Genomic DNA, 20,254 nt, shown 5'->3' with positions numbered 1-20,254 from the left:
AGAACACGATGGATGACCCGGAGGAGCTGTTTGAAAACGCTCCCTGCGCCTATGTTTCACTGCATCCCAGTGGCCGTATCCTGCGCGCCAATCAAACCCTCGTGGACTGGCTCGGCTACTCCAAAGAGGAACTCGCAGGCAAGTCATTCCATGACATTCTGAGTGCGCCTGGTCGCATCTTCTATGAAACCCATTTCGCCCCGCTGCTGCGCATGCAGGGTTTTTTCGACGAGGTCGCGCTCGATCTCTCCGACGCTTCGGGCACGACGTTGCCAGTGCTAGCAAACGCACGGGAAGTGCGTGACACGGCGGGCGACACCCACTCTGTCCGCGTCGCCCTGTTTCGCGCCAGGCAACGCCGGCAGTACGAACGGGAGCTCCTGGAAGCGCGCCGCGCAGCCGAGAAGGCACGTGAGGAACTCGCCGCGCTCAACGCATCGCTGGAGGAACGAGTCGAGAATGCGGTGCAAAAACGGATCAAGCTCGAACGGGGCCTCTGGTACGAACGGCAAACGGCAAAACTGCGCGAGCAGTTTGTCGCCGTGCTGGGTCATGATCTGCGCAACCCCCTGGCGTCGATACGCAGTGGCGCAGAGATTCTGGCTCGTGACCCCGATCCGGAAAAACGCGAGAAAGTGGTGACCCTCATGCGCTCCAGCATTGCGCGCATGAGCAGCCTGATCGATGACATGCTCGACCTGGCGGCCAGCCGCCTTGGCAAGGGCATGGCGGTGGAGATGAAGGCGGTCGAGCTCGGCCCCGTCATTCAGCAGGTGGTGGACGAGGTCGTTGCCGGCCGCGAAGCGGCGCGGGTTGAAACTCAGATCGATCTTCCTGACCCGATCGAATGTGACGAGGGGCGGATCGGCCAGCTCGTTTCCAACCTCGTGGGCAATGCCATCGACCACGGTACAAAGGGCGAAGCTGTTCGTGTCGTCTCCGGGTGCAGCAACGGCGTTCTCACGATCCGCGTCACCAATGCCGGCGGGCCGATTCCTCCTGACGTGCGTGTCAGGCTCTTCCAGCCCTTCTCACGCGCCGAAGTGCGCGCGCATCAGAAAGGGCTTGGTCTCGGGCTGTTCATCGCTTCCGAAATCGCCCGCGCCCACAAGGGCAAGCTGGAAGTGGAAAGCGACGAGAAGGAAACGTCTTTCCTGTTCAAAATGCCCCAAAAGGCATCCCAAACTGCAACCCAGACGACCAAGGCCACCTGACAGGACCGGCCCCTTCCCTCCTACTCCTCCTTCACCCATCGCGCCTCGGTGCCATAGAGCGGCACGGTCGAGATCGCCATCTTGGCCGAACCATCCTGCACCTGGCGGGCGTGGGAGAGATAAATCAGCGTGTCGTTCTTCTCGTCGTAGATACGCTTGACCACAACCGACTTCCAGATCAGCGACTGACGCTGTTTGAACACCTCCTCGCCATCCTCGCCAAGATCGATGTCACCGATGACAATCGGCCCCGTCTGACGACAGGAAATGGAGGAGTTGGAGGGGTCTTCGAACCAGTTCCCCTTCTGCAGCCGGTCGATCATACCGCGATCGAAATAGGTGACGTGGCAAGTGACACCTTCCACTTCGGGATCGCTCACGGCCTCTATCACGATGTCGTTTCCGAGCCAGTCCACGCCCACCTCACCCACCTGCTCGGCAGAGGCCGGGCTCGCGGCAAGTGCGGCCATCAGAAACGAAGCGGCAATGAAGGAAGGGCGCATGGACTGGTCCTTTCGTAACGACGATGCGTTCTGCGCATATGGGGCAATTTGCGCGATATTGAAGTCCTGTCGCTGAAATCCGCGATCCAACGACACGGGCGCAGCCAAAGCGCATGTCGGAAAACTGCGCTGCCCTGCGTCCTCGGAATATGAAGGGCAGTGACAGGGGAGAAACAGGATGCGTCCGCTTCTAACTGTTTTTGAGAATTCACCCGACCGTGGGCAGGGTCATGCCCGCGACATGCGTGTGCGCTGGGCGCTTGAGGAGGTCGGGCAGGACTATGATATCCGCACCGTTTCGTTCCAGCAAATGAAGGAGCCCAGTCATCGCAGGCTCCAGCCGTTCGGCCAGATCCCCACCCTTGAAACGGGCACGGTGAGCCTGTTTGAAACGGGCGCCATCCTTCTTCACATTGCCAGCGAACATGCCGGTCTTCTGCCGGAAGATGATCGGGGGCGCGCGAAGGCACTCTCCTGGTTCTTTACCGCCCTGAACACCATAGAGCCACCCATCGTCGAACGGGAGGCCGCAGGCTATACGATGCGGGACCGCCCCTGGTTCGGTGAACTCCTTGCCCTCCTCGACGAAAAGGTCGATCTCCGGTTCAGGGATCTTTCGGATACGCTTGCAGACCGGGACTGGCTTTGCGGCCATTTCAGCCTGGCCGACATCATGATGGTGACCGTGCTGCGCCGGCTGGAGGGCAGTTCACTCATTGAGAAACACGCCAGTCTCTGCGCCTATATGGAGCGCGGCAAAAGCCGCCCGGCCTATCAGCGCGCATTCGACGCGCAGCATGCGCTCTATCGCGGGCGATGAGTTTGCGGGTTCTGTCGGCTGGTGAAATGACGCCGCGTGGCTGCGTTCACCGGTTTCACCGGATTTCAGTCTGGAACGAAGATCCCTTCATCGAGCGCCCAGAGGCACATCCCGGCATCGCCGGCCTGTGGATTATGTTTCGATTCCGCGATCCACTCCAGAAGCGCCCGCGCCTCCTGCGGCGCGACGGCGAGGGTCGCCTTGGCGGAGTTCAGACGCACTTGCATGTTTCGATGTTCATAGAGTTTGATGAACAACCGCCGCCGATCTCCTGGCCGCCCACGCAGTTCATTCTTAATCGACACCAGTTCGTCAAAGAGCTTGTTGAAACGGGAAATTTCATTTCCCAACAGTGCATGATCCTGTTCCACACCAATTTCAGCGGCACGCGCGATGAGACTGTCGTCTGACTGGTTTGCAAGACGAGCGGCTTTGGACTTCATTTCAGCACTCCAAACTTTCTCAGTGCATATCGCCCCATCAATTCGCGTTCCTCCCGGCGGCTTTCTACCTTCGCCCAAACCGTGGCCCATACATCAGAAATGAAAGTACATCCTTGGCATATACTTCCTGCGGAAGCGTCCTGGCATCAATGATGGATTGAACAATCTGAATGGCCTTATCCGGATAATGAGGGTGGGCATGTTTGGCGGCGTTCAGCCGCACTTGAGGATTGTCGTGATCAAACAGTTCGATCAGCGCATGACGCTGATCACCGGGGCGTGCTTCCAGTTCTTCCGCCAAACCTTTAATCTCAAGATAAGCGCGATTATAGGGCCGTGTTTCGAGATATAGCACAGCCTCATGCTGCGTCAGGCTCAGTTCGATAAAGCGTTGCAGCATCTTGTCGACGGAAACATTTTCTCCCTTCTTCGCCACGCTGTTCCCTTCTGCCAAGGCTGCCAATCCGGGATGCCTTATTCTGGAACGAAGATCCCTTCCTCCAGCGCCCAGAGGCACATCCCGGCATCGCCGGCCTGTGGATTATGTTTCGATTCCGCGATCCACTCCAGAAGCGCCCGCGCCTCCTGCGGCGCGACGGCGAGGGTCGCCTTGGCGGAGTTCAGACGCACCTGCATGTTTCGATGTTCATAGAGTTTCATGAACAGCCGCCGCCGATCTCCTGGCCGCGTGCGCAGTTCTTCTTCGATTGCCGTCAACTCATCGAAAAGTCTGTTGCAGCGGGAAATTTCATTTCCCAGCAGCGCATGGTCCTGTGCCACACCAATTTCCGCAGCACGCGCGATGAGACTGTCGTCTGACTGGTTTGCAAGGCGAGCAGCTTTGGACTTCATTTCAGCACTCCAAACTTTCTCAGCGCATATCGCCCCATCAATTCGCGTTCCTCCCAGTTTCTTCCCCTGAGATACGCGCGAGGACTAACTCCACCCCACTCCTTGTTGTTCCTAGCGTACCATGCCGTGATCTCCCAATGCTTGTATCGCGGAACCAGGACCTTGTTCTGCGGGCTCTCGATCATCTCCCGCGAAAATCCGTCACGATATGCCGGCGTTTTCTCAACTATATGGTGTATATCATAGCCCGATCTCGGAAAAGTCGCACGTCCCTTAAGTTCCTCCAGCGCGCGCGGCTCGTCAGAGTAGGATCGGATCGTGTGCCCGGCTTCGTTAGCCAGCCAGCCGACCCGCGCGAGAAAGCGAACCTGCTGCCAAAGCGGAAGCGTCCGCAGATACCGGGCCGCAGCACGGCCGATCCGATTGCGCTCACGCGCCCGCGCTGGCCTCCTGTGGGGGATCTTCGGCTCGTCCGGGTCGCCCGCTGACAGCCACAATTCTCGCACGGCCATCGTCGTGTGCAGGGCCGCCCCAGTCGCCACCCGGCCCGGTCCACCGCCCGCCAAAGCGGTAACCACGCGGAACACGGGGTTGGTGCGGATTGAAACTTGCTTATGCAATCTCAATATCCACCGCGCTCTCGCGGATGGATTGCCGTGGGCTCAGGAGCGACGTCCTACGTCAACAACGCTAGACAACCATCATTCTCGGGGCAATGGCCCGAACATCAGATAATCAAGCGCGCTCCTGGCATGCGCTTCCTGCGGGTATTTTTTGGCATCAATGATGGATTGAACGACTTGAATGGACTCCTCGGGGAAAAGAGGATGAGCATATTTGGCTGCATTCAATCGCACTTGAGGGTTTGGATGGTCGAACAGATCGACCAGAACATGACGCTGATCACCGGTGCGCGCTTCCAGTTCTTCAACCAGCTTATTGATTTTCATATAAGCGCGATTGTAAGGCCCGGTCTCAAGATATAGCAGCGCCTCATGCTGCGTCAGGCTCAGTTCGATGAAGCGTTGCAGCATCGCTTCATCGGAAGCATCTTCTCCCTTCTTCGCCACGCTGCTCCCTCCTGCGATGCTTACCCATCAGGGTAGCCTTAATCCGGAACGAAGATTCCTTCATCCAGAAACCAGAGGCACATCCCGGCATCGCCAGCCTGCGGATTATGCTTCGATGCCGCAATCCACTCCAGGAGGGCCCGCGCCTGCTGCGGCGCGATAGCGAGGGTCGCCTTGGCGGAATTCAGACGCACCTGCATGTTTCGATGTTCATAAAGTTCCATGAACAGCCGCCGCCGATCTCCTGGCCGCGCACGCAGTTCTTCTTCGATTCCCATTAATTCGTCGAAGAGCCTGTTGAAACGGGAAATTTCATTTCCCAACAGCGCATCATCCTGAGCCACACCGATTTCGGCGGCACGTGCAAGTAGTTGGCCATCCGATTGTTCACTGAAATGGATTTTCTTGGAATTCATCTCAACACTCCAAACTTTCTTAATGCATAACGGCCAACGCGTTCACGGGTTTTCCAGTTGCTTCCTCTGAGATGCTCTCGAAGACTGATGTTGCCCAACTCCTTATTCTTCGTGGCATACCAGGCCGTAATCTCCCAATGTATGTATCGCGGCACAAGAACCTTGTTATCGGGGCTCTCGATCTTCTCCCGCGAAAATCCGTCACGATATGCCGGCGTCTTTTCAACTATATGGTGTATATCATAACCCGGTCTCGGTGCTGTCGCACGTTCTCTCAGTTCCTCCAAAGAGCGCGGCTCATCGAAGTAGGAGCGGATCGTGTGCCCGACTTCATTCGCGAGCCAACCGACCCGTTCTATGATGTCAGCTTGCCGCGAGTGGGGAAGCGACCGTAGATACTGCGTCAAAGCACGGCCGATCCGATTGCGCTCACGCGCCCGTGCCGGCCTCCTATCGGGGATCTTCGGCTCGTCCGGGTCGCCGCTGATGGCCACAATTTTCGCACGGCCATCGTCATGTGCAGGTCCGCCCCAGTCGCCACCCGGCCCGGCCCACCGCCCGCCAAAGCGGTAACCACGCGGAACACGCGGCTGACCGGGATTGAAATTCGCCCGCGCCTCCAGCAAGGCCTGCAAATGCCACGCCCGTATCAGAAATGCGCCTTCGGCATAGGCCGCGCGCAGCGCCGCATAATCCCTGGCAAGTTCTCGCTCGTCGCCTTCGCTGACCATCTGACCCCGCCTCGTTCAACGGGGCTATGATCAGCTCACAGCGGGCACCGAGGATAAAATTCCTATATTTTTTTGATGCGATGCGGGGAACGATGCGCGTTCCGAAGACAATTCAGATGCTTGGTCAGATGCTTGGGAAAAGAAAAAAGATCAGGATTGCAGGTATGAGCGCGGGTTTATCCCCGGACGGGCCAGCCCTATCGCATCCTCATGACGAACCGTCTCGATAAGCGCCGTTTCTCAGGCCAGAAACAACCCCTCCAGAAACCGCGCGGCATCCTCGAAACGCCCCTCGCCACCGCGGTTTTCGCCCAACACCGCGCGCACCTGCACGTCGAAATCGGCATAGTGCTGGGTGGTCGCCCAGATGGCGAAAATGAAGTGGTAGGGATCGCTCTTTTTCAGGCGTCCCGCGCGCATCCAGGTGGCGATGATCGCGGCTTTCTCGTCCACCAGTTCCTTCAATTCGCCTTCAAGCAGCGGCAGGATACGCGGTGCGCCCTGCAGAATCTCATTGGCAAACAGCCGGCTCTCGCGCGGGAAATCACGCGACATCTCGATCTTGCGGCGAATATAGGAGCGGATTTCGGTGTGCGGATCACCCGCCGCATCCATCTCGCGCAGGGGGGCAAGCCAGGTCTCCATGAGACGGTGAATCAAAGTCGCAAAAATCTCCTCCTTGTTCTTGAAATAATAGAGGAGATTGGGCTTCGACATGCCGGCCGCGTCGGCAATCTGGTCAATGGTCGATCCGCGAAACCCGTGCTGGGAAAAAACCTCCAGCGCGGCCTCGCCGATCAGTTCGCGCTTTTCGCGCTGGATGCGGGTGCGCTTTGGACGGGCGGCGGGCTTGTCCATCAGGTGGGCACTCCTGCAAAACAAGCGTGGCGGATACAGGCCGCGCGGCCCAGCTGGTCCAGCCGATTAGTCCACTGTGGAATGCGCCAGCGCAAGGACATTTCCCCTACTATCCCCTTGACCGCCAACATGGCGGTGTTAACGTTTGTCCAAACGGTCAAAAATTGCGTAGCATATCTTCGCGCAAAGCACCAAGCATTGACCGGGACAAGCCGAGCGAAACAACAATCAGGGGAAGCTTGGTCATGCTCGACAGGCTCAACAAGAGGCCGAACGATCTGTCTGCGTTCTGGATGCCGTTCACCGCGAACCGGCAGTTCAAGGAAACGCCGCGCATGCTCGTCGCCGCCAAGGACATGCACTTTACCGCCGAGGATGGCCGCAAGATCATGGATGGCACGGCAGGCTTATGGTGCGTGAATGCCGGCCACTGCCGGCCGAAGATCACCGAAGCCATTCAGCAGCAGGCGGCACAGCTCGACTATGCGCCCGCCTTCCAGATGGGCCATCCCATCGCATTCGAATTCGCCAACCGGCTGGCGGCAATTGCCCCCGAAGGCATGGACCATGTGTTCTTCACCAACTCCGGCTCGGAGAGCGTCGACACGGCGCTGAAGATCGCGCTTGCCTATCACCGGGTAAAGGGCGACGGCTCCCGCTTCCGGCTGATCGGCCGCGAGCGCGGCTATCACGGCGTGAATTTCGGCGGCATCTCGGTGGGCGGCATCGTCGCCAACCGCAAGATGTTCGGCACGCTCCTGACGGGCGTCGACCACATGCCGCACACGCATCTGCCCGGCGAAAACGCGTTCACGCGCGGCGAGCCCGAGCATGGCGGCGACCTGGCCGACGAGCTGGAGCGCATCGTCACGCTGCACGACGCCTCGACGGTGGCGGCGGTGATCGTCGAGCCGGTGGCCGGCTCCACAGGCGTCCTGATCCCGCCGAAAGGCTATCTGAAGCGTCTGCGCGACATCTGCGACAAACACGGTATTCTCTTGATCTTCGATGAGGTCATCACCGGTTTCGGCCGCCTTGGCACGCCGTTTGCGGCGGATTATTTCGGCGTGGTGCCGGACATCATGACCACCGCCAAGGGTGTGACCAACGGTGTCATCCCGATGGGTGCGGTGTTTGTGAAGAAGGAAATCCACGATGCGTTCATGAACGGGCCGGAGCACCTGATCGAGTTTTTCCACGGCTACACCTATTCGGGCAATCCGATTGCCTGCGCGGCGGGTCTGGCCACGCTCGACACCTATCAGGAAGAAGGGCTGCTAACCCGCGCCTCGGAGCTTGCCGACCACTGGGCCGATGCACTGCATTCGCTCAAGGGCGAACCGCATGTGATCGACATCCGCAATATCGGCCTTGTCGGCGCGGTGGAGCTCGAGGGCATTCCCGGCGAACCGACCAAACGCGCCTTCTCTGCCTTTTTGAAAGCCTATGAGCGCGGTTTCCTGATCCGCACCACCGGCGACATCATCGCCCTTTCGCCGCCGCTGATCATCTCGAAAGGCCAGATCGACGAGCTGATCGACAATCTGCGCGACGTTTTGAGGATGATCGACTGACATGGGGGCGGAACGCGAAAAGGCCACCCATGAAGTGCTGATCGACGACGAGCGCGTGCGCGTGACCCGCTGGGATTTCGCGCCGGGCGCGGAAACCGGCTGGCACCGCCATGGCATGGACTATGTGATCACCACGCTCACGCCCTGCGCCTTCCATCTGGAAATGCCGGGCGGCAAAACCGCGCACAACAACCTTGAAGCAGGCGTTTCATACCGCCGCGACGAGGGTGTGGAGCACAATGTCATCAACGGCGGCGACAAACCGATGTCGTTCGTCGAAGTGGAATTAAAGTAAGGGACAACACAACATGGCCGCACCGGGCGAGAATCTGAAGATCAACGCCGACCGCCTTTGGGATTCACTCATGGAGATGGCGAAGATCGGGCCCGGTGTCGCCGGGGGCAACAACCGTCAGACACTGACCGACGAAGACGGCGAAGGCCGCAAGCTCTTTCAAAAATGGTGCGAGGAAGCCGGGCTCGAAATGGGCGTGGACGAGATGGGCACCATGTTTGCTACTCGCGCAGGCACCGACCCGGAGGCCCTGCCCGTCTATGTGGGCTCGCATCTCGACACCCAGCCGACAGGTGGCAAATATGACGGCGTGCTCGGCGTTCTGGGCGGGCTCGAAATCATCCGCTCGATGAACGATCTGGGCATCAAGACCAGACACCCCATCGTGGTGACCAACTGGACCAATGAGGAAGGCACGCGCTTTGCCCCGGCCATGCTGGCGTCGGGCGTGTTTGCGGGCGTCCATGAGCGCGACTGGGCCTATGACCGCACGGACGCGGAAGGCAAGCGCTTCGGCGACGAGCTGGAGCGCATCGGCTGGAAGGGCGACGAGCCCGTCGGCCAGCGCAAGATGAAGGCTTTCTTCGAACTGCATATCGAGCAGGGGCCGATCCTTGAGGACGAGCTAGTCGATATCGGCGTCGTCACCCATGGGCAGGGCCTGTGGTGGCTGCAGGTAACGCTGGCCGGCAAGGAGAGCCACACCGGCTCGACGCCGATGCCCAAGCGCCGCAATGCCGGGCTCGGCATGGCGCGGGTGACGGAGCTGGTTCATGAGGTGGCGATGGACCACCAGCCAAACGCGGTGGGCGCCATCGGCCACGTGGAGGTCTATCCCAATTCCCGCAACGTCATTCCGGGCAAGACGGTGTTCACCGTCGACATCCGCTCGCCTGACGAGAAGACGCTGAACGCAATGCGCGCGAAGATCGAGGCCGGCATCGAGACCATCTGTGATGCACTCGACATCACGTTCGAGATCGAGCCGGTCGGCCATTTCGCTCCGGTTACCTTCGACGAAGGCTGCGTGAAGGCGATCCGCGACGCCGCCGAACGGCTTGGCTATTCGCACCGCGACATCGTTTCGGGCGCCGGACACGACGCCTGCTGGATCAATCAGGTAGCGCCGACCGCCATGGTGATGTGCCCCTGCGTCGACGGGCTTTCGCACAATGAAGCGGAAGAGATCACGAAGGAGTGGGCACAGGCGGGCGCGGACGTCCTGTTCCATGCCGTGGTGGAAACGGCGGAGATCGTCGAATGATCTGACGATCCTTTAGATCCGCCGAGGACAACAAAACAAGAGGGGAAACTCATGTCCAAGGTCATCAGAAACGGAACCATCGTCACGGCTGACCGGACGTGGAAGGCAGACATTCTCGTGCAGCATGACAAGATCGTGGCGATCGGCCACGATCTTCATGGCGATCACGAGATCGACGCCACCGGCTGCTATGTGATGCCTGGCGGGATCGACCCGCACACCCATCTGGAAATGCCCTTCATGGGCACCTATTCCAGCGACGATTTCGAAAGCGGAACGCGCGCCGCGGTTTCCGGCGGCACGACCATGGTGGTGGATTTCTGCCTGCCCTCGCCCGGCCAGTCCCTTCTGGAAGCCATCCAGATGTGGGACAACAAGTCGACGCGTGCGACCTGCGACTATTCCTTCCATATGGCGATCACCTGGTGGGGCGAGCAGGTGTTCAACGAGATGCCTGAGGTGGTGGAAAAGGGCATCACCTCCTTCAAGCATTTCATGGCCTACAAGGGCGCACTGATGGTGGACGATGACGAGATGTATTCGTCGTTCCAGCGCTGCGCCGAGCTTGGCGCGCTGCCGCTTGTGCACGCCGAAAACGGCGATGTGGTCGCGCAGCTTCAGGCGAAGCTGCTGGAGGAAGGCAACAATGGGCCGGAGGCGCACGCCTATTCGCGCCCGCCGGAGGTCGAGGGCGAGGCCACCAACCGCGCCATCATGATCGCCGACATGGCAGGCACGCCGCTCTATGTGGTGCACACCTCCTGCGAGCAGAGCCACGAGGCGATCCGCCGGGCGCGGCAGAAGGGCATGCGCGTATACGGTGAACCGCTTATCCAGCATCTGGTTCTGGACGAAAGCGAATACGCCAATGCCGACTGGGACCATGCGGCACGCCGCGTGATGAGCCCGCCCTTCCGCAACAAGCAACATCAGGATTCGCTGTGGGCGGGCCTGCAGGCGGGATCGCTGCAGGTGGTGGCGACCGACCATTGCGCCTTCACGACGGACCAGAAACGCTATGGCGTAGGCGATTTCACAAAAATCCCCAATGGAACCGGCGGGCTTGAGGACCGCATGCCAGTGTTGTGGACCTATGGAGTCAACACTGGCCGGCTGACCATGAATGAATTCGTCGCCGTCACCTCCACCAATATTGCAAAAATCCTGAACATGTATCCGCAAAAGGGTGCGATCGTTGAAGGCGCGGATGCGGATATCGTGATCTGGGATCCCGAAGCCACGAAGACGATTTCGGCAAAAAGCCAGCAATCGGCCATCGATTACAATGTGTTCGAGGGTATTGAGGTGAAGGGCCTTCCAAAGACCGTTCTGTCCCGCGGCGAGATCGTGGTCGAGGATGGCGCGGTGAAGCCGAAGCCGGGCCACGGAAGATTCGTGGGGCGCAAACCGCACATGGCGGTGAACCGGGCGCTTTCGCAATGGAAGGAAGTGACCGCGCCGCGCAAGGTGGAGCGGACGGGCATTCCGGCGAGCGGCGTATAATCGCCCACAAACTAGTATTTTCATGATAAGAAAAAAATTTATTTATCCGAAAATCTGAACACTAATGAACGAAGATCAAATCAACAAAGATTTATACACATTAATTGGCTACGTTGTGGCCAAAATAGCAAAATTAGAATTTTCTATTGATGAATTTATATTCGAATTCAACAACAAATACCCAGTTACGAGTAAAAGAATATCAAAAAATGCGCCAACTAAAATGGAAGAAAAATTATATTTTATAATAAAATGCTATATAGAAATCCCGCAGTTAAGAACCGTAGGAGATAATGAAGATTACTTAAATTTGAACGCATTTGGTTACATGATGGATGAAATATGGGATTTCAGAAAATCAATCGTTCATGGTAGAATAATTTCCGCAAAAAGAGGTAAAAGCGAGAGATATGCAATTAAATTAATAAGATATATGAGAAGAACAAAAAACAATTACTATTTGAATGAAACGCATTTAGGGCAAGGATATATAGAATACATTATTGATAACTCAGAATACGTAAGAAGCATTCTTTTTTGCGCAATGGAAATAATAAAAGGAAATGATCCACATAAGGAACGATGGGATTTAATACGATCAAGAGAGCGAGCAATGGAAATTCGTAAACGTTTGAGCATTGAAGAAATTGAAAATTGCTCGTGGATCTCACCGCTATGATAGAGGCCCGTGGCTTGACCTTGACATTCTCAACGAATGACGGGCCGGTGCGCGCGCTCGCCGATGTGGACCTGACCATCAACAAGGGCGAGTTTGTCTCATTCATCGGCCCATCGGGCTGCGGCAAGACCACGTTTTTGCGCGTGATCGCCGATCTGGAGCAGCCCACCGCCGGCGAAATCCTCGTCAATGGTATGAGCCCGGAAGAGGCACGCCGCAAACGGGCCTATGGCTATGTGTTTCAGGCAGCAGGGCTCTTTCCCTGGCGCACCATCGAGCAGAATGTCGCCCTGCCGCTGGAAATCATGGGCTATTCGAAGGCGGAGCAGAAAGAGCGCGTGCACCGCACGCTCGATCTGGTGAATCTTGCCGGCTTCGAGAAAAAGTTTCCCTGGCAGCTTTCCGGCGGCATGCAGCAGCGCGCATCGATTGCCCGTGCGCTGGCCTTCGACGCTGATCTTCTCCTCATGGACGAGCCGTTCGGCGCGCTCGACGAGATCGTGCGCGACCATCTGAACGAGCAATTGCTCGACCTGTGGGCCCGCACCGGCAAGACCATCGGCTTCGTGACCCACTCGATCCCGGAAGCGGTTTATCTTTCGACGCGCATCATCGTCATGTCGCCGCGCCCTGGCCGCGTGACCGATGTGATCGTGTCGCCATTGCCGAAAGAAAGGCCGCTCGACATCCGGGAATCGCCGGAGTTTCTTGAAATCGCGCACCGGGTGCGCGAGGGCCTTAGAGCGGGGCATGGCGATGATTGAGCCAATGATTGCCGCTTGCGCTCGCCCCTCATCCTCACCTTTTCCCCGCAGGCGGGGAGAAGGAGGCATAGACGTCGCCGCTTCGTCCTTCTCCCCGCGTGCGGGGAGAAGGTGCCGGCAGGCGGATGAGGGGCAGCACCCCGCCCCAAAGGTGACGCCATGACGGCGGCGACGGACACAGCCCCGACCCGCACCACAACGCCCGTCTTCCGCCGAGCGGTGGAAGGCAAGACGCTGCCAATCCTCATCGTGCTCGGCGTCATTCTCCTGATCTGGTACGCCTTCACCGTCTATCTCAACGCCCCATGGCAGATCGACGCCTATGAGCGAGCGGGGACAGAATGGACAGCCGCCGATCTCGTGCGCGATACGATGGCGCAGGAGCGGCCCGTGCTGCCCTCGCCGCATCAGGTGGTGGCGGAGATCTGGAAAACCACGGTTGGCACGCGGCTCACATCCAAGCGCAACCTGTTCTATCACGCCTGGGTCACCCTCTCCTCCACCCTGCTCGGCTTCGTGATCGGCACCGCGCTCGGCGTGCTGCTTGCCATTGGCATCGTGCACAATCGAGCCATGGACAAATCCGTCATGCCGTGGGTGATTGCCAGCCAGACAATCCCGATCCTCGCGGTCGCGCCGATGATCATCGTGGTGCTGAACGCCATCGGCTTGTCGGGCCTTCTGCCCAAAGCGCTGATCTCCACCTATCTTTCGTTCTTTCCCGTGGTCGTGGGCATGGTGAAAGGCTTCCGCAGTCCCGAAGCCTTCCAGCTCGATCTGATGCGGACCTACAATGCCAGCGGTGCACAGACCTTCTGGAAGCTGCGCTGGCCGGCCGCACTTCCTTATCTCTTCACCTCCATGAAGGTGGCGGTCGCGATCAGTCTTGTGGGGGCGATTGTCGGCGAACTGCCGACGGGTGCTGTCTCCGGCCTCGGCGCGCGGCTTCTGGCCGGCTCCTATTACGGCCAGACGGTGCAGATCTGGTCGGCCCTCTTCATGGCTGCCGCACTCGCCGCCATTCTGGTGGGTGTGGTTGGCATCGGCCAGCGCATGGTGATGGCGCGGATGGGAGAAAAGCCATGAACTGGGCGCTGACCGGAGCTCTCCTTTTCTGGGCCGCCGCATGGGCGCTGAACGAGTGGCTCGCCAGGCTGAACCCGCGCTCGCCAAAGGCCAAGCGCGCGCTTGGCCTCCTGATCCCCGCCATTTTCGGCATCACGCTTCTCGTCGTCTGGGAAGGACTGGTGCACGGCTTCAACATTTCGCCCGTGCTCCTGACGCCACCGAGCGCCATCTGGGCGCGCATCACATCGTCCCTGCCGACCCTGTGGGCCGATTTCCAGCAGACCTTTCTGAAAGCCGTGCTGATCGGCTACGCGATCGGCTGCGGCGCGGGCTTCCTGACAGCCGTCGCCATCGATCGCTCGCCCTTCCTGCAGCGCGGCCTGATGCCGCTCGGCAATTTTGTCTCCGCCCTTCCGATCATCGGCGTCGCGCCAATCATGGTCATGTGGTTCGGCTTCGACTGGCCATCCAAGGCGGCGGTTGTCATCATCATGACCTTCTTTCCCATGCTGGTGAACACGGTCGAGGGGCTTTCAGCGTCATCCGCCATCGACCGCGACCTGATGCGCACCTATGCATCGTCCTACGGGCAGACGCTGTTCAAACTGCGCCTGCCGGCGGCGGCGCCGTTCATCTTCAATGCTCTGAAGATCAACTCCACACTTGCGCTGATCGGGGCCATCGTCGCCGAATTTTTTGGTACGCCGATTGTGGGCATGGGGTTCCGCATCTCCACCGAAGTGGGGCGCATGAACATCGACATGGTGTGGGCCGAAATCGCGATGGCTGCGCTTGCAGGCTCACTCTTTTATGGTGCGGTAGCGCTTCTGGAGCGCGCTGTCACCTTCTGGCATCCATCCATGAGGAGTGGATAACCGGCCGCGCGGAGAACAGCGGCCCAATCAAAGAGGGAAGCAAAGATGAAACACGCAGTGAAAGGCCTCTTATCCGGTATGCTGATGCTCACCGCTTCGCAGGCAATCGCCGCCGATGACGTGACGCTGCAGCTCAAATGGGTGACGCAGGCACAGTTCGCCGGTTATTATGTCGCCAAAGACAAGGGCTTCTACGAAGAAGAAGATCTGAACGTCGAGATCAAGCCCGGTGGACCCGATACGGCGCCGGTCCAGGTTCTGGTGGGCGGTGGCGCCGATGTCATGGTGGACTGGCTCCCCTCGGCCCTTGCCGCGCGGGAAAAGGGTGCCCCGGTGGTGAACATTGCCCAGCCGTTTGCCCGATCGGGCCTCACCATGGTCTGCCGCAGGGAAACCGGCATCGAAAAGCCGGAAGACTTCAAGGGAAAGACGCTGGGAACCTGGTTCTTCGGCAATGAGTATCCGCTCTACAACTGGTTGTCGAAACTTGGCCTGCCGCGCGACGGATCGGAAGATGGCGTGACGATCCAGAAGATCGGCTTCAATGTCGACCCGCTTTTGCAGAAACAGGCCGATTGCATCACCGCCATGACCTACAATGAATATTGGCAGGTGATCGATGCCGGGCTTACCGAAGACGACATTGTGGTCTTCAACTACACCGACGAGGGCGTGGCGACGCTGGAGGACGGGCTCTACGTTCTGGAGGAAAAGCTTGAGGACCCTGAATTCGTGGACAGGATGGCCCGTTTCGTGAAAGCCTCAATGAAGGGCTGGATGTGGGCGAAGGATAACCCGGAAGAAGCGGCAATGATCGTGCTCGACAATGATGCGACCGGTGCGCAGACCGAAAAGCACCAGACGCGCATGATGGGCGAGATCGCCAAGCTTCTGGGTGAAGATGCCAAGCTGGATGAAGCCGCCTATCAGCAGACCGTCGAGACACTGCTGCAGGGAGGCGACGATCCGGTGATCACCAAGGAGCCGGAAGGCGCTTTCACCCACGAGGTGACCAAAAAGGCGATGTGACCGCTGGCATCATGACGCCAGCCTGCGCCGTTGCGTCTCCCGATAGACGCCCGGCGTAGTGCCGGTCTGACGCCGGAAAAAGCGGTTGAAGTAGGCCGGGTCCTGAAACCCCAGCGAATAGGCTATCGCCTGAACCGGGGTTGGCGTGAAGACCAGATCACGGCGCGCCGCATCAATCAGGCGGCGTGCGAGCAATCGCGAGACGCTCGCACCCGCCTCCCGTCGTGCGATCCGGTTTAGCTGCGCCACCGACACGCCGATTTTCTCCGCATAGAAGGCGACCGGGCGGTGCTCGCGAAAATGCGCAGCGATCAGCGTCTCCAATGCCAACAGCCGCCGGCTGTCACTGCTGGAGCTGCCCTGTGGCTCGGGCGTGGATGTCCGCACGCCAACCCGCGCCAGCCGAACCAGAATTTCGGTGACATGCATGTCCAGCAACCAGTCTCGACCCAGAACGGCCGCGTTGCCATGCTCTTCAAGCAGTTGCGGAAAGAGGCGCTGCAGATGTGCCGCCTCACCTGCGGTTTCCCCTTCCATGGGCACAATGCGCGACTTGGTGAAATGCTCGGAAAAGGCCCTGTCTGATGCACGCGGCAGGGCCAGCCGGTCTGCAAGAACCGTTGCGACAATGCCTTCAGAGCCTCGCGCAAATTGAAACCCATGCACCGCATCCGGAGGAATGAAGATGGCGCAGGGGGCGGAAAACGGCTTGCCTGCCGTTTCATCGCCAATCAGCTTTCCCTCTCCTGCGGTCATCCAGAACAGCTGAAAAAGCGCGTTGTGCCGATGGACAGAAATTTCCCAATTGTGCAGTGCACTGCGAGCAGAGAGCGTTTCACAATGGAGCCAGAAATCAGAGGATTCATCTGATTTCTCTTCATAAAGTCGGTAGTTTGGAACTCTGGTCCGCATCGGTCTTCTCTTCAAATATGATCGAAAAGTGCAATCGTTTGCGACAAATGTCCATTGTCGGCCAGGATCGATTCTTCCAGTCTTGCCCTTCCCGGTGGAGGAAGGTTTCAGCGTGCGAACACAAGTCGTCATAATCGGGTCTGGCCCGGCCGGGCTGTTGCTCGGACAGCTTCTTACCAATGCCGGCATCGACAATGTCATTCTCGAACGGGCCTCCAGAACACATGTGCAGTCGCGGATCCGCGCTGGCGTGCTTGAAGAAGGGACTGCCGCAATGCTCGATGAAGCCGGTGTCGGGCAGCGCATGCGTCGCGAAGGCCTGCCCCATGACGGCTTCGATCTGGCATTCGACGACCGCCGTCACCGGGTTGACCTCCGTGGTCTGACGGGTGGCAAACGCGTTCTTGTTTATGGACAGACGGAGGTCACGCAGGACCTGTTGGACGGGCGCGAAACCGCTGGCGCAGTCGCCGTCTATGAGGCCGGAGAGGTTCAGCCGCACGGTTTTGATGGTGCACATCCCTATGTGACGTATACGAAAAACGGGAAGCGCCACCGCATCGACTGCGATTTCATCGCCGGTTGCGATGGTTTCCACGGAATTTCGCGCAAGTCCATCTCGCAGGACGCCATCGAAACCTTCGAGCGTGTCTATCCCTTTGGCTGGCTTGGCATCATCGCCGAGGTACCTCCGGTGGGCGACGAGCTGATTTACGCGAACCACCCTCGCGGTTTCGCACTGTGCTCCATGCGTTCAACAACACGCAGCCGCTACTACGTTCAGGTGAGCGCCGATGAGCGCGTCGAGAATTGGTCCGACGAACGCTTCTGGGACGAGATCCGCAACCGGCTGCCAACAGCAACGGCCGAAGCGATGATCACCGGACCCTCAATCGAGAAATCCATCGCTCCCCTGCGTTCCTTTGTGGCAGAGCCGATGCGCTTCGGCCGCCTGTTCCTGGCGGGCGACGCCGCTCACATCGTGCCCCCCACGGGTGCCAAGGGCTTGAATCTCGCTGCGAGCGACGTGCGTTATCTCTTTGATGCCTTTCGGGAATTCTATATCGAGCGGTCCTCCGCCGGGTTGGACGATTACTCAAACAAGGCACTTTCACGCGTGTGGCAGGCGGAACGCTTTTCCTGGTGGATGACGAGCACCCTGCATCGGTTTCCCGACCAGGGCACCTTCGGCCAGCGGATCCAGCATGCGGAACTGGATTATCTGTTCCAGTCGCGTGCCGCGCTCACCATGCTGGCCGAAAACTACGTTGGCCTGCCCTATTAGGCCGCACAGGAAGGAGAGCGTCCAGGAAAGGCATGGTGCCTGGCGGTAGCGTCACTCCATGGCGTTCATCGTCAGGAGTTCATAGGCGGCAACCTGCTCGCCTTCCTGATTGTAGACGCCGACATCCCAGCGCACTTCACCATATTCGTCCTTGCGGCGCGTCTTCTGCTTCACCGTGAGGCGCACTTTCAGCGTGTCGCCGGGTGAAACCGGCTTCATGAAGCGCAGATTGTCGAGGCCGTAATTGGCGAGAACCGGGCCCGGCGCCGGGTCGACGAACAAGCCCGCCGCGAAGGAAAGGATCAGATAGCCGTGTGCAACCCGGCCGGGGAAGAACGGATTGGCCGCGGCAGCCTCTTCATCCATATGCGCGTAGAACGTATCACCGGTGAACTCGGCGAAATGCTCGATGTCCGCCAGCGTCACCTCACGCGGACCGGCCCAGAGCGTGCGGCCGGGCTCCAGCTCGCCAAAGGTCAGGCGGAAGGGATGCGGCTCTTTCTCCTCGGTCGAAGCGCCTGCCACATAGCGGTTGGTGATGCCGGCGATGAGGTCGGGGCTCGCCTGGATCGCAGTGCGCTGCATGTAGTGCATCACGCCACGGACACCGCCGAGCTCCTCGCCGCCGCCGGCGCGGCCGGGACCGCCATGCACCATGTGCGGCAGCGGCGAACCGTGACCGGTCGCCTCCTTGCCGGTGTCACGGTTGGCGAAATAGAGCCGACCGTGGAATGCGCCCGCCTCCAGCACCGCCTGCCGGGCAACCGCCGGATCATGTGTGAAGACCGAGGCAACGAGCGAGCCCTCGCCGCGATTGGCGAGCTTGAGCGCGTGGCCGAGATCACGGTAAGGCATGATGGTGGAAACGGGGCCGAACGCCTCGACAGAATGCAGCTTCTGAGCACCATCGGGATCGTCGCAGGAGAACAGCATGGGCGGCACGAAAGCGCCCGCGCCGGCATCCGCATCGGTGACTGAAAAGGCATCCGGGTCGCCAAACACACGGCGTGCCTCGGTGGCGAGAATGCCCGCCTTCTCAAGAACGTCGTCACGCTGGGCGAGGCTTGCGAGCGCGCCCATCCGCACGCCATCGCTGCGTGGATTGCCGACCACGGTCTTCTCAAGCCGGGCAATGAGCGCGTCGGTAACCGCATCGCGGTGCGCGTCGGGCACGAAAATACGGCGCACGGCGGTGCATTTCTGGCCGGCCTTGGCCGTCATCTCGCGGTGCACTTCCTTGATGAAGGCATCGAATTCAGGTGTCCCAGGGGCTGCATCCGGCCCAAGCACCGAGGCGTTGAGCGAATCCTGCTCGGCCACGAAGCGCACGGAATTGCCGATGATCTTCGGGTTGGCGCGCAGCATGGATGCGGTGGAGGCAGAGCCCGTGAAGGACACCACGTCCTGACCGGTCAGGCGGTCGAGCAGGTCTCCGGTGGAGCCCGCGATGAACTGCACCGCGCCTTCCGGGAACAGACCCGATTCCACGATCATGCGGAAACAGGCTTCGGCAAGCCAGGCGGTGGCGGAGGCCGGCTTGACGATGGCCGGAACACCGGCGATCAGCGTCGGCGCAAGCTTTTCCAACATGCCCCAGACGGGGAAGTTGAAAGCGTTGATGTGGACGGCCACGCCCTGAAGCGGGGTCGCCACGTGCTGGCCAACGAAGTTTCCGGAGCGGGAAAGCTGCTCCAGCGCGCCATCCACATAGACTTGATCGTCGGGCAGCTCGCGCCTCGCCTTGGAGGAGTAGACGAACAGCGTACCGATGCCGCCATCGATGTCGATCATCGAGTCGGGCTTGGTCGCGCCGGTCTCATAGGAAAGCTCGTAGAGCGCGTCGCGGCGGTCGTTCAGATACTGCGCCAGCGCCTTGATGGCGAAGGCGCGGTCGTGGAACGTCATCGAGCGCAGCGCCGGCCCGCCCACCTGTCGGGCATGATCGGCCATGCGGGCGAAATCCAGTTTCTGCGAGCCAAGCTCGGCGACCACATCGCCGGTAACCGCACTCCGCAGGGGTTTGAGATCGCCCGAGGGCGCAATCCACGCCCCCGCCGCATAGCTTTCAAGCCGCATCACGCTCATGGAACACTCCTTGT

The 20,254-nt window shown here is 59.6% G+C and carries 23 protein-coding genes; 12 read left to right on the top strand and 11 right to left on the bottom strand.

Translation table 11 applies throughout. The annotated features are described in order from the left end of the window. Positions 1 to 8 precede the first annotated feature (8 nt). Positions 9 to 1,214 (top strand): ATP-binding protein, encoded by a 1,206-nt coding sequence (locus P2W41_RS07590; protein WP_404934941.1) that lies wholly within the window; start codon positions 9 to 11, stop codon positions 1,212 to 1,214. A gap of 20 nt (positions 1,215 to 1,234) precedes the next feature. On the opposite strand, the gene P2W41_RS07585 is transcribed toward P2W41_RS07590, so the two are convergent. Beyond that, complete coding sequence (locus P2W41_RS07585) at positions 1,235 to 1,717, bottom strand: CreA family protein (protein ID WP_404934752.1); 483 nt, start codon at positions 1,715 to 1,717, stop codon at positions 1,235 to 1,237. 178 nt (positions 1,718 to 1,895) lie between these two features. Here P2W41_RS07585 and P2W41_RS07580 point away from each other — a divergent pair, with 178 nt between their 5' ends. After that, a complete protein-coding gene (locus tag P2W41_RS07580) occupies positions 1,896 to 2,537 on the top strand; it encodes a glutathione S-transferase family protein (protein WP_404934751.1) in 642 nt (213 codons plus the stop codon). Positions 2,538 to 2,602: 65 nt separating this feature from the next. Here the strand turns inward: P2W41_RS07580 and P2W41_RS07575 are convergent, their stop codons facing one another. From P2W41_RS07575 to P2W41_RS07540, 8 genes are all read right to left on the bottom strand, one after another. Continuing rightward, positions 2,603 to 2,980, bottom strand: coding sequence for a DUF2019 domain-containing protein (locus P2W41_RS07575; protein WP_404934750.1), 378 nt, complete (start codon positions 2,978 to 2,980; stop codon positions 2,603 to 2,605). Positions 2,981 to 3,044: 64 nt separating this feature from the next. After that, positions 3,045 to 3,443: a DUF2019 domain-containing protein gene (locus P2W41_RS07570; protein ID WP_404934749.1), complete on the bottom strand. Its 399-nt coding sequence runs from the start codon at positions 3,441 to 3,443 to the stop codon at positions 3,045 to 3,047. A gap of 11 nt (positions 3,444 to 3,454) precedes the next feature. Continuing rightward, entirely contained in the window at positions 3,455 to 3,832 is a 378-nt protein-coding gene (locus P2W41_RS07565) for a DUF2019 domain-containing protein (RefSeq protein WP_404934748.1), read from the bottom strand. Then, positions 3,829 to 4,452 (bottom strand): hypothetical protein, encoded by a 624-nt coding sequence (locus P2W41_RS07560; protein WP_404934747.1) that lies wholly within the window; start codon positions 4,450 to 4,452, stop codon positions 3,829 to 3,831. The genes P2W41_RS07565 and P2W41_RS07560 overlap by 4 nt, the downstream gene beginning before the upstream one ends. Before the next feature lie 81 nt (positions 4,453 to 4,533). Then, positions 4,534 to 4,902, bottom strand: coding sequence for a DUF2019 domain-containing protein (locus tag P2W41_RS07555; RefSeq protein WP_404934746.1), 369 nt, complete (start codon positions 4,900 to 4,902; stop codon positions 4,534 to 4,536). Positions 4,903 to 4,940: 38 nt separating this feature from the next. Continuing rightward, positions 4,941 to 5,318 (bottom strand): DUF2019 domain-containing protein, encoded by a 378-nt coding sequence (locus P2W41_RS07550; protein WP_404934745.1) that lies wholly within the window; start codon positions 5,316 to 5,318, stop codon positions 4,941 to 4,943. Then, positions 5,315 to 6,049, bottom strand: coding sequence for a hypothetical protein (locus tag P2W41_RS07545; protein WP_404934744.1), 735 nt, complete (start codon positions 6,047 to 6,049; stop codon positions 5,315 to 5,317). The genes P2W41_RS07550 and P2W41_RS07545 overlap by 4 nt, the downstream gene beginning before the upstream one ends. Before the next feature lie 240 nt (positions 6,050 to 6,289). After that, on the bottom strand, positions 6,290 to 6,907 hold the full coding sequence (locus tag P2W41_RS07540; protein ID WP_404934743.1) for a TetR family transcriptional regulator C-terminal domain-containing protein: 618 nt from the start codon (positions 6,905 to 6,907) through the stop codon (positions 6,290 to 6,292). 245 nt (positions 6,908 to 7,152) lie between these two features. Here P2W41_RS07540 and P2W41_RS07535 point away from each other — a divergent pair, with 245 nt between their 5' ends. The 9 genes from P2W41_RS07535 to P2W41_RS07495 all read left to right on the top strand — a co-directional run bounded on the left by P2W41_RS07535 (position 7,153) and on the right by P2W41_RS07495 (position 15,958). Continuing rightward, positions 7,153 to 8,481, top strand: a complete 1,329-nt coding sequence (locus P2W41_RS07535; protein ID WP_404934742.1) for an aspartate aminotransferase family protein — start codon at positions 7,153 to 7,155, stop codon at positions 8,479 to 8,481. 1 nt (position 8,482) lies between these two features. Beyond that, a complete protein-coding gene (locus P2W41_RS07530; protein WP_404934741.1) occupies positions 8,483 to 8,776 on the top strand; it encodes a cupin domain-containing protein in 294 nt (97 codons plus the stop codon). Between the two features lie 13 nt (positions 8,777 to 8,789). Further along, a complete protein-coding gene (locus P2W41_RS07525; RefSeq protein WP_404934740.1) occupies positions 8,790 to 10,040 on the top strand; it encodes a Zn-dependent hydrolase in 1,251 nt (416 codons plus the stop codon). 51 nt (positions 10,041 to 10,091) lie between these two features. Beyond that, entirely contained in the window at positions 10,092 to 11,543 is a 1,452-nt protein-coding gene (gene hydA / locus P2W41_RS07520; protein WP_404934739.1) for a dihydropyrimidinase, read from the top strand. 64 nt (positions 11,544 to 11,607) lie between these two features. After that, complete coding sequence (locus tag P2W41_RS07515) at positions 11,608 to 12,222, top strand: hypothetical protein (protein WP_404934738.1); 615 nt, start codon at positions 11,608 to 11,610, stop codon at positions 12,220 to 12,222. Continuing rightward, the gene (locus P2W41_RS07510) at positions 12,219 to 12,986 is read left to right on the top strand and encodes an ABC transporter ATP-binding protein (protein ID WP_404934940.1); all 768 of its coding nucleotides are present in this window, start codon (positions 12,219 to 12,221) and stop codon (positions 12,984 to 12,986) included. Before P2W41_RS07515 ends, P2W41_RS07510 begins: the two co-directional genes overlap by 4 nt. A gap of 159 nt (positions 12,987 to 13,145) precedes the next feature. Then, positions 13,146 to 14,072 carry an ABC transporter permease gene (locus P2W41_RS07505; protein WP_404934737.1) on the top strand — a complete coding sequence of 309 codons (927 nt, stop codon included), beginning with the start codon at positions 13,146 to 13,148 and terminating at the stop codon, positions 14,070 to 14,072. Next, positions 14,069 to 14,929 (top strand): ABC transporter permease, encoded by an 861-nt coding sequence (locus P2W41_RS07500; RefSeq protein WP_292896542.1) that lies wholly within the window; start codon positions 14,069 to 14,071, stop codon positions 14,927 to 14,929. The genes P2W41_RS07505 and P2W41_RS07500 overlap by 4 nt, the downstream gene beginning before the upstream one ends. 45 nt (positions 14,930 to 14,974) lie before the next feature. Further along, positions 14,975 to 15,958: an ABC transporter substrate-binding protein gene (locus P2W41_RS07495; protein WP_292896544.1), complete on the top strand. Its 984-nt coding sequence runs from the start codon at positions 14,975 to 14,977 to the stop codon at positions 15,956 to 15,958. 9 nt (positions 15,959 to 15,967) lie between these two features. Here the strand turns inward: P2W41_RS07495 and P2W41_RS07490 are convergent, their stop codons facing one another. After that, positions 15,968 to 16,714, bottom strand: a complete 747-nt coding sequence (locus tag P2W41_RS07490) for a helix-turn-helix domain-containing protein (protein ID WP_404934736.1) — start codon at positions 16,712 to 16,714, stop codon at positions 15,968 to 15,970. 268 nt (positions 16,715 to 16,982) lie between these two features. Here P2W41_RS07490 and pobA point away from each other — a divergent pair, with 268 nt between their 5' ends. Further along, the gene (gene pobA / locus P2W41_RS07485) at positions 16,983 to 18,155 is read left to right on the top strand and encodes a 4-hydroxybenzoate 3-monooxygenase (protein ID WP_404934735.1); all 1,173 of its coding nucleotides are present in this window, start codon (positions 16,983 to 16,985) and stop codon (positions 18,153 to 18,155) included. Between the two features lie 51 nt (positions 18,156 to 18,206). On the opposite strand, the gene paaZ is transcribed toward pobA, so the two are convergent. Further along, positions 18,207 to 20,240 carry a phenylacetic acid degradation bifunctional protein PaaZ gene (gene paaZ, locus P2W41_RS07480; protein WP_404934734.1) on the bottom strand — a complete coding sequence of 678 codons (2,034 nt, stop codon included), beginning with the start codon at positions 20,238 to 20,240 and terminating at the stop codon, positions 18,207 to 18,209. Between the last annotated feature and the right edge of the window lie 14 nt (positions 20,241 to 20,254).

Source organism: Nitratireductor sp. L15S-10 (genome assembly GCF_045011005.1).
In the GTDB taxonomy this organism is placed as follows: domain Bacteria; phylum Pseudomonadota; class Alphaproteobacteria; order Rhizobiales; family Rhizobiaceae; genus Nitratireductor.
This window is presented reverse-complemented; position numbering and strand designations above follow the sequence as displayed.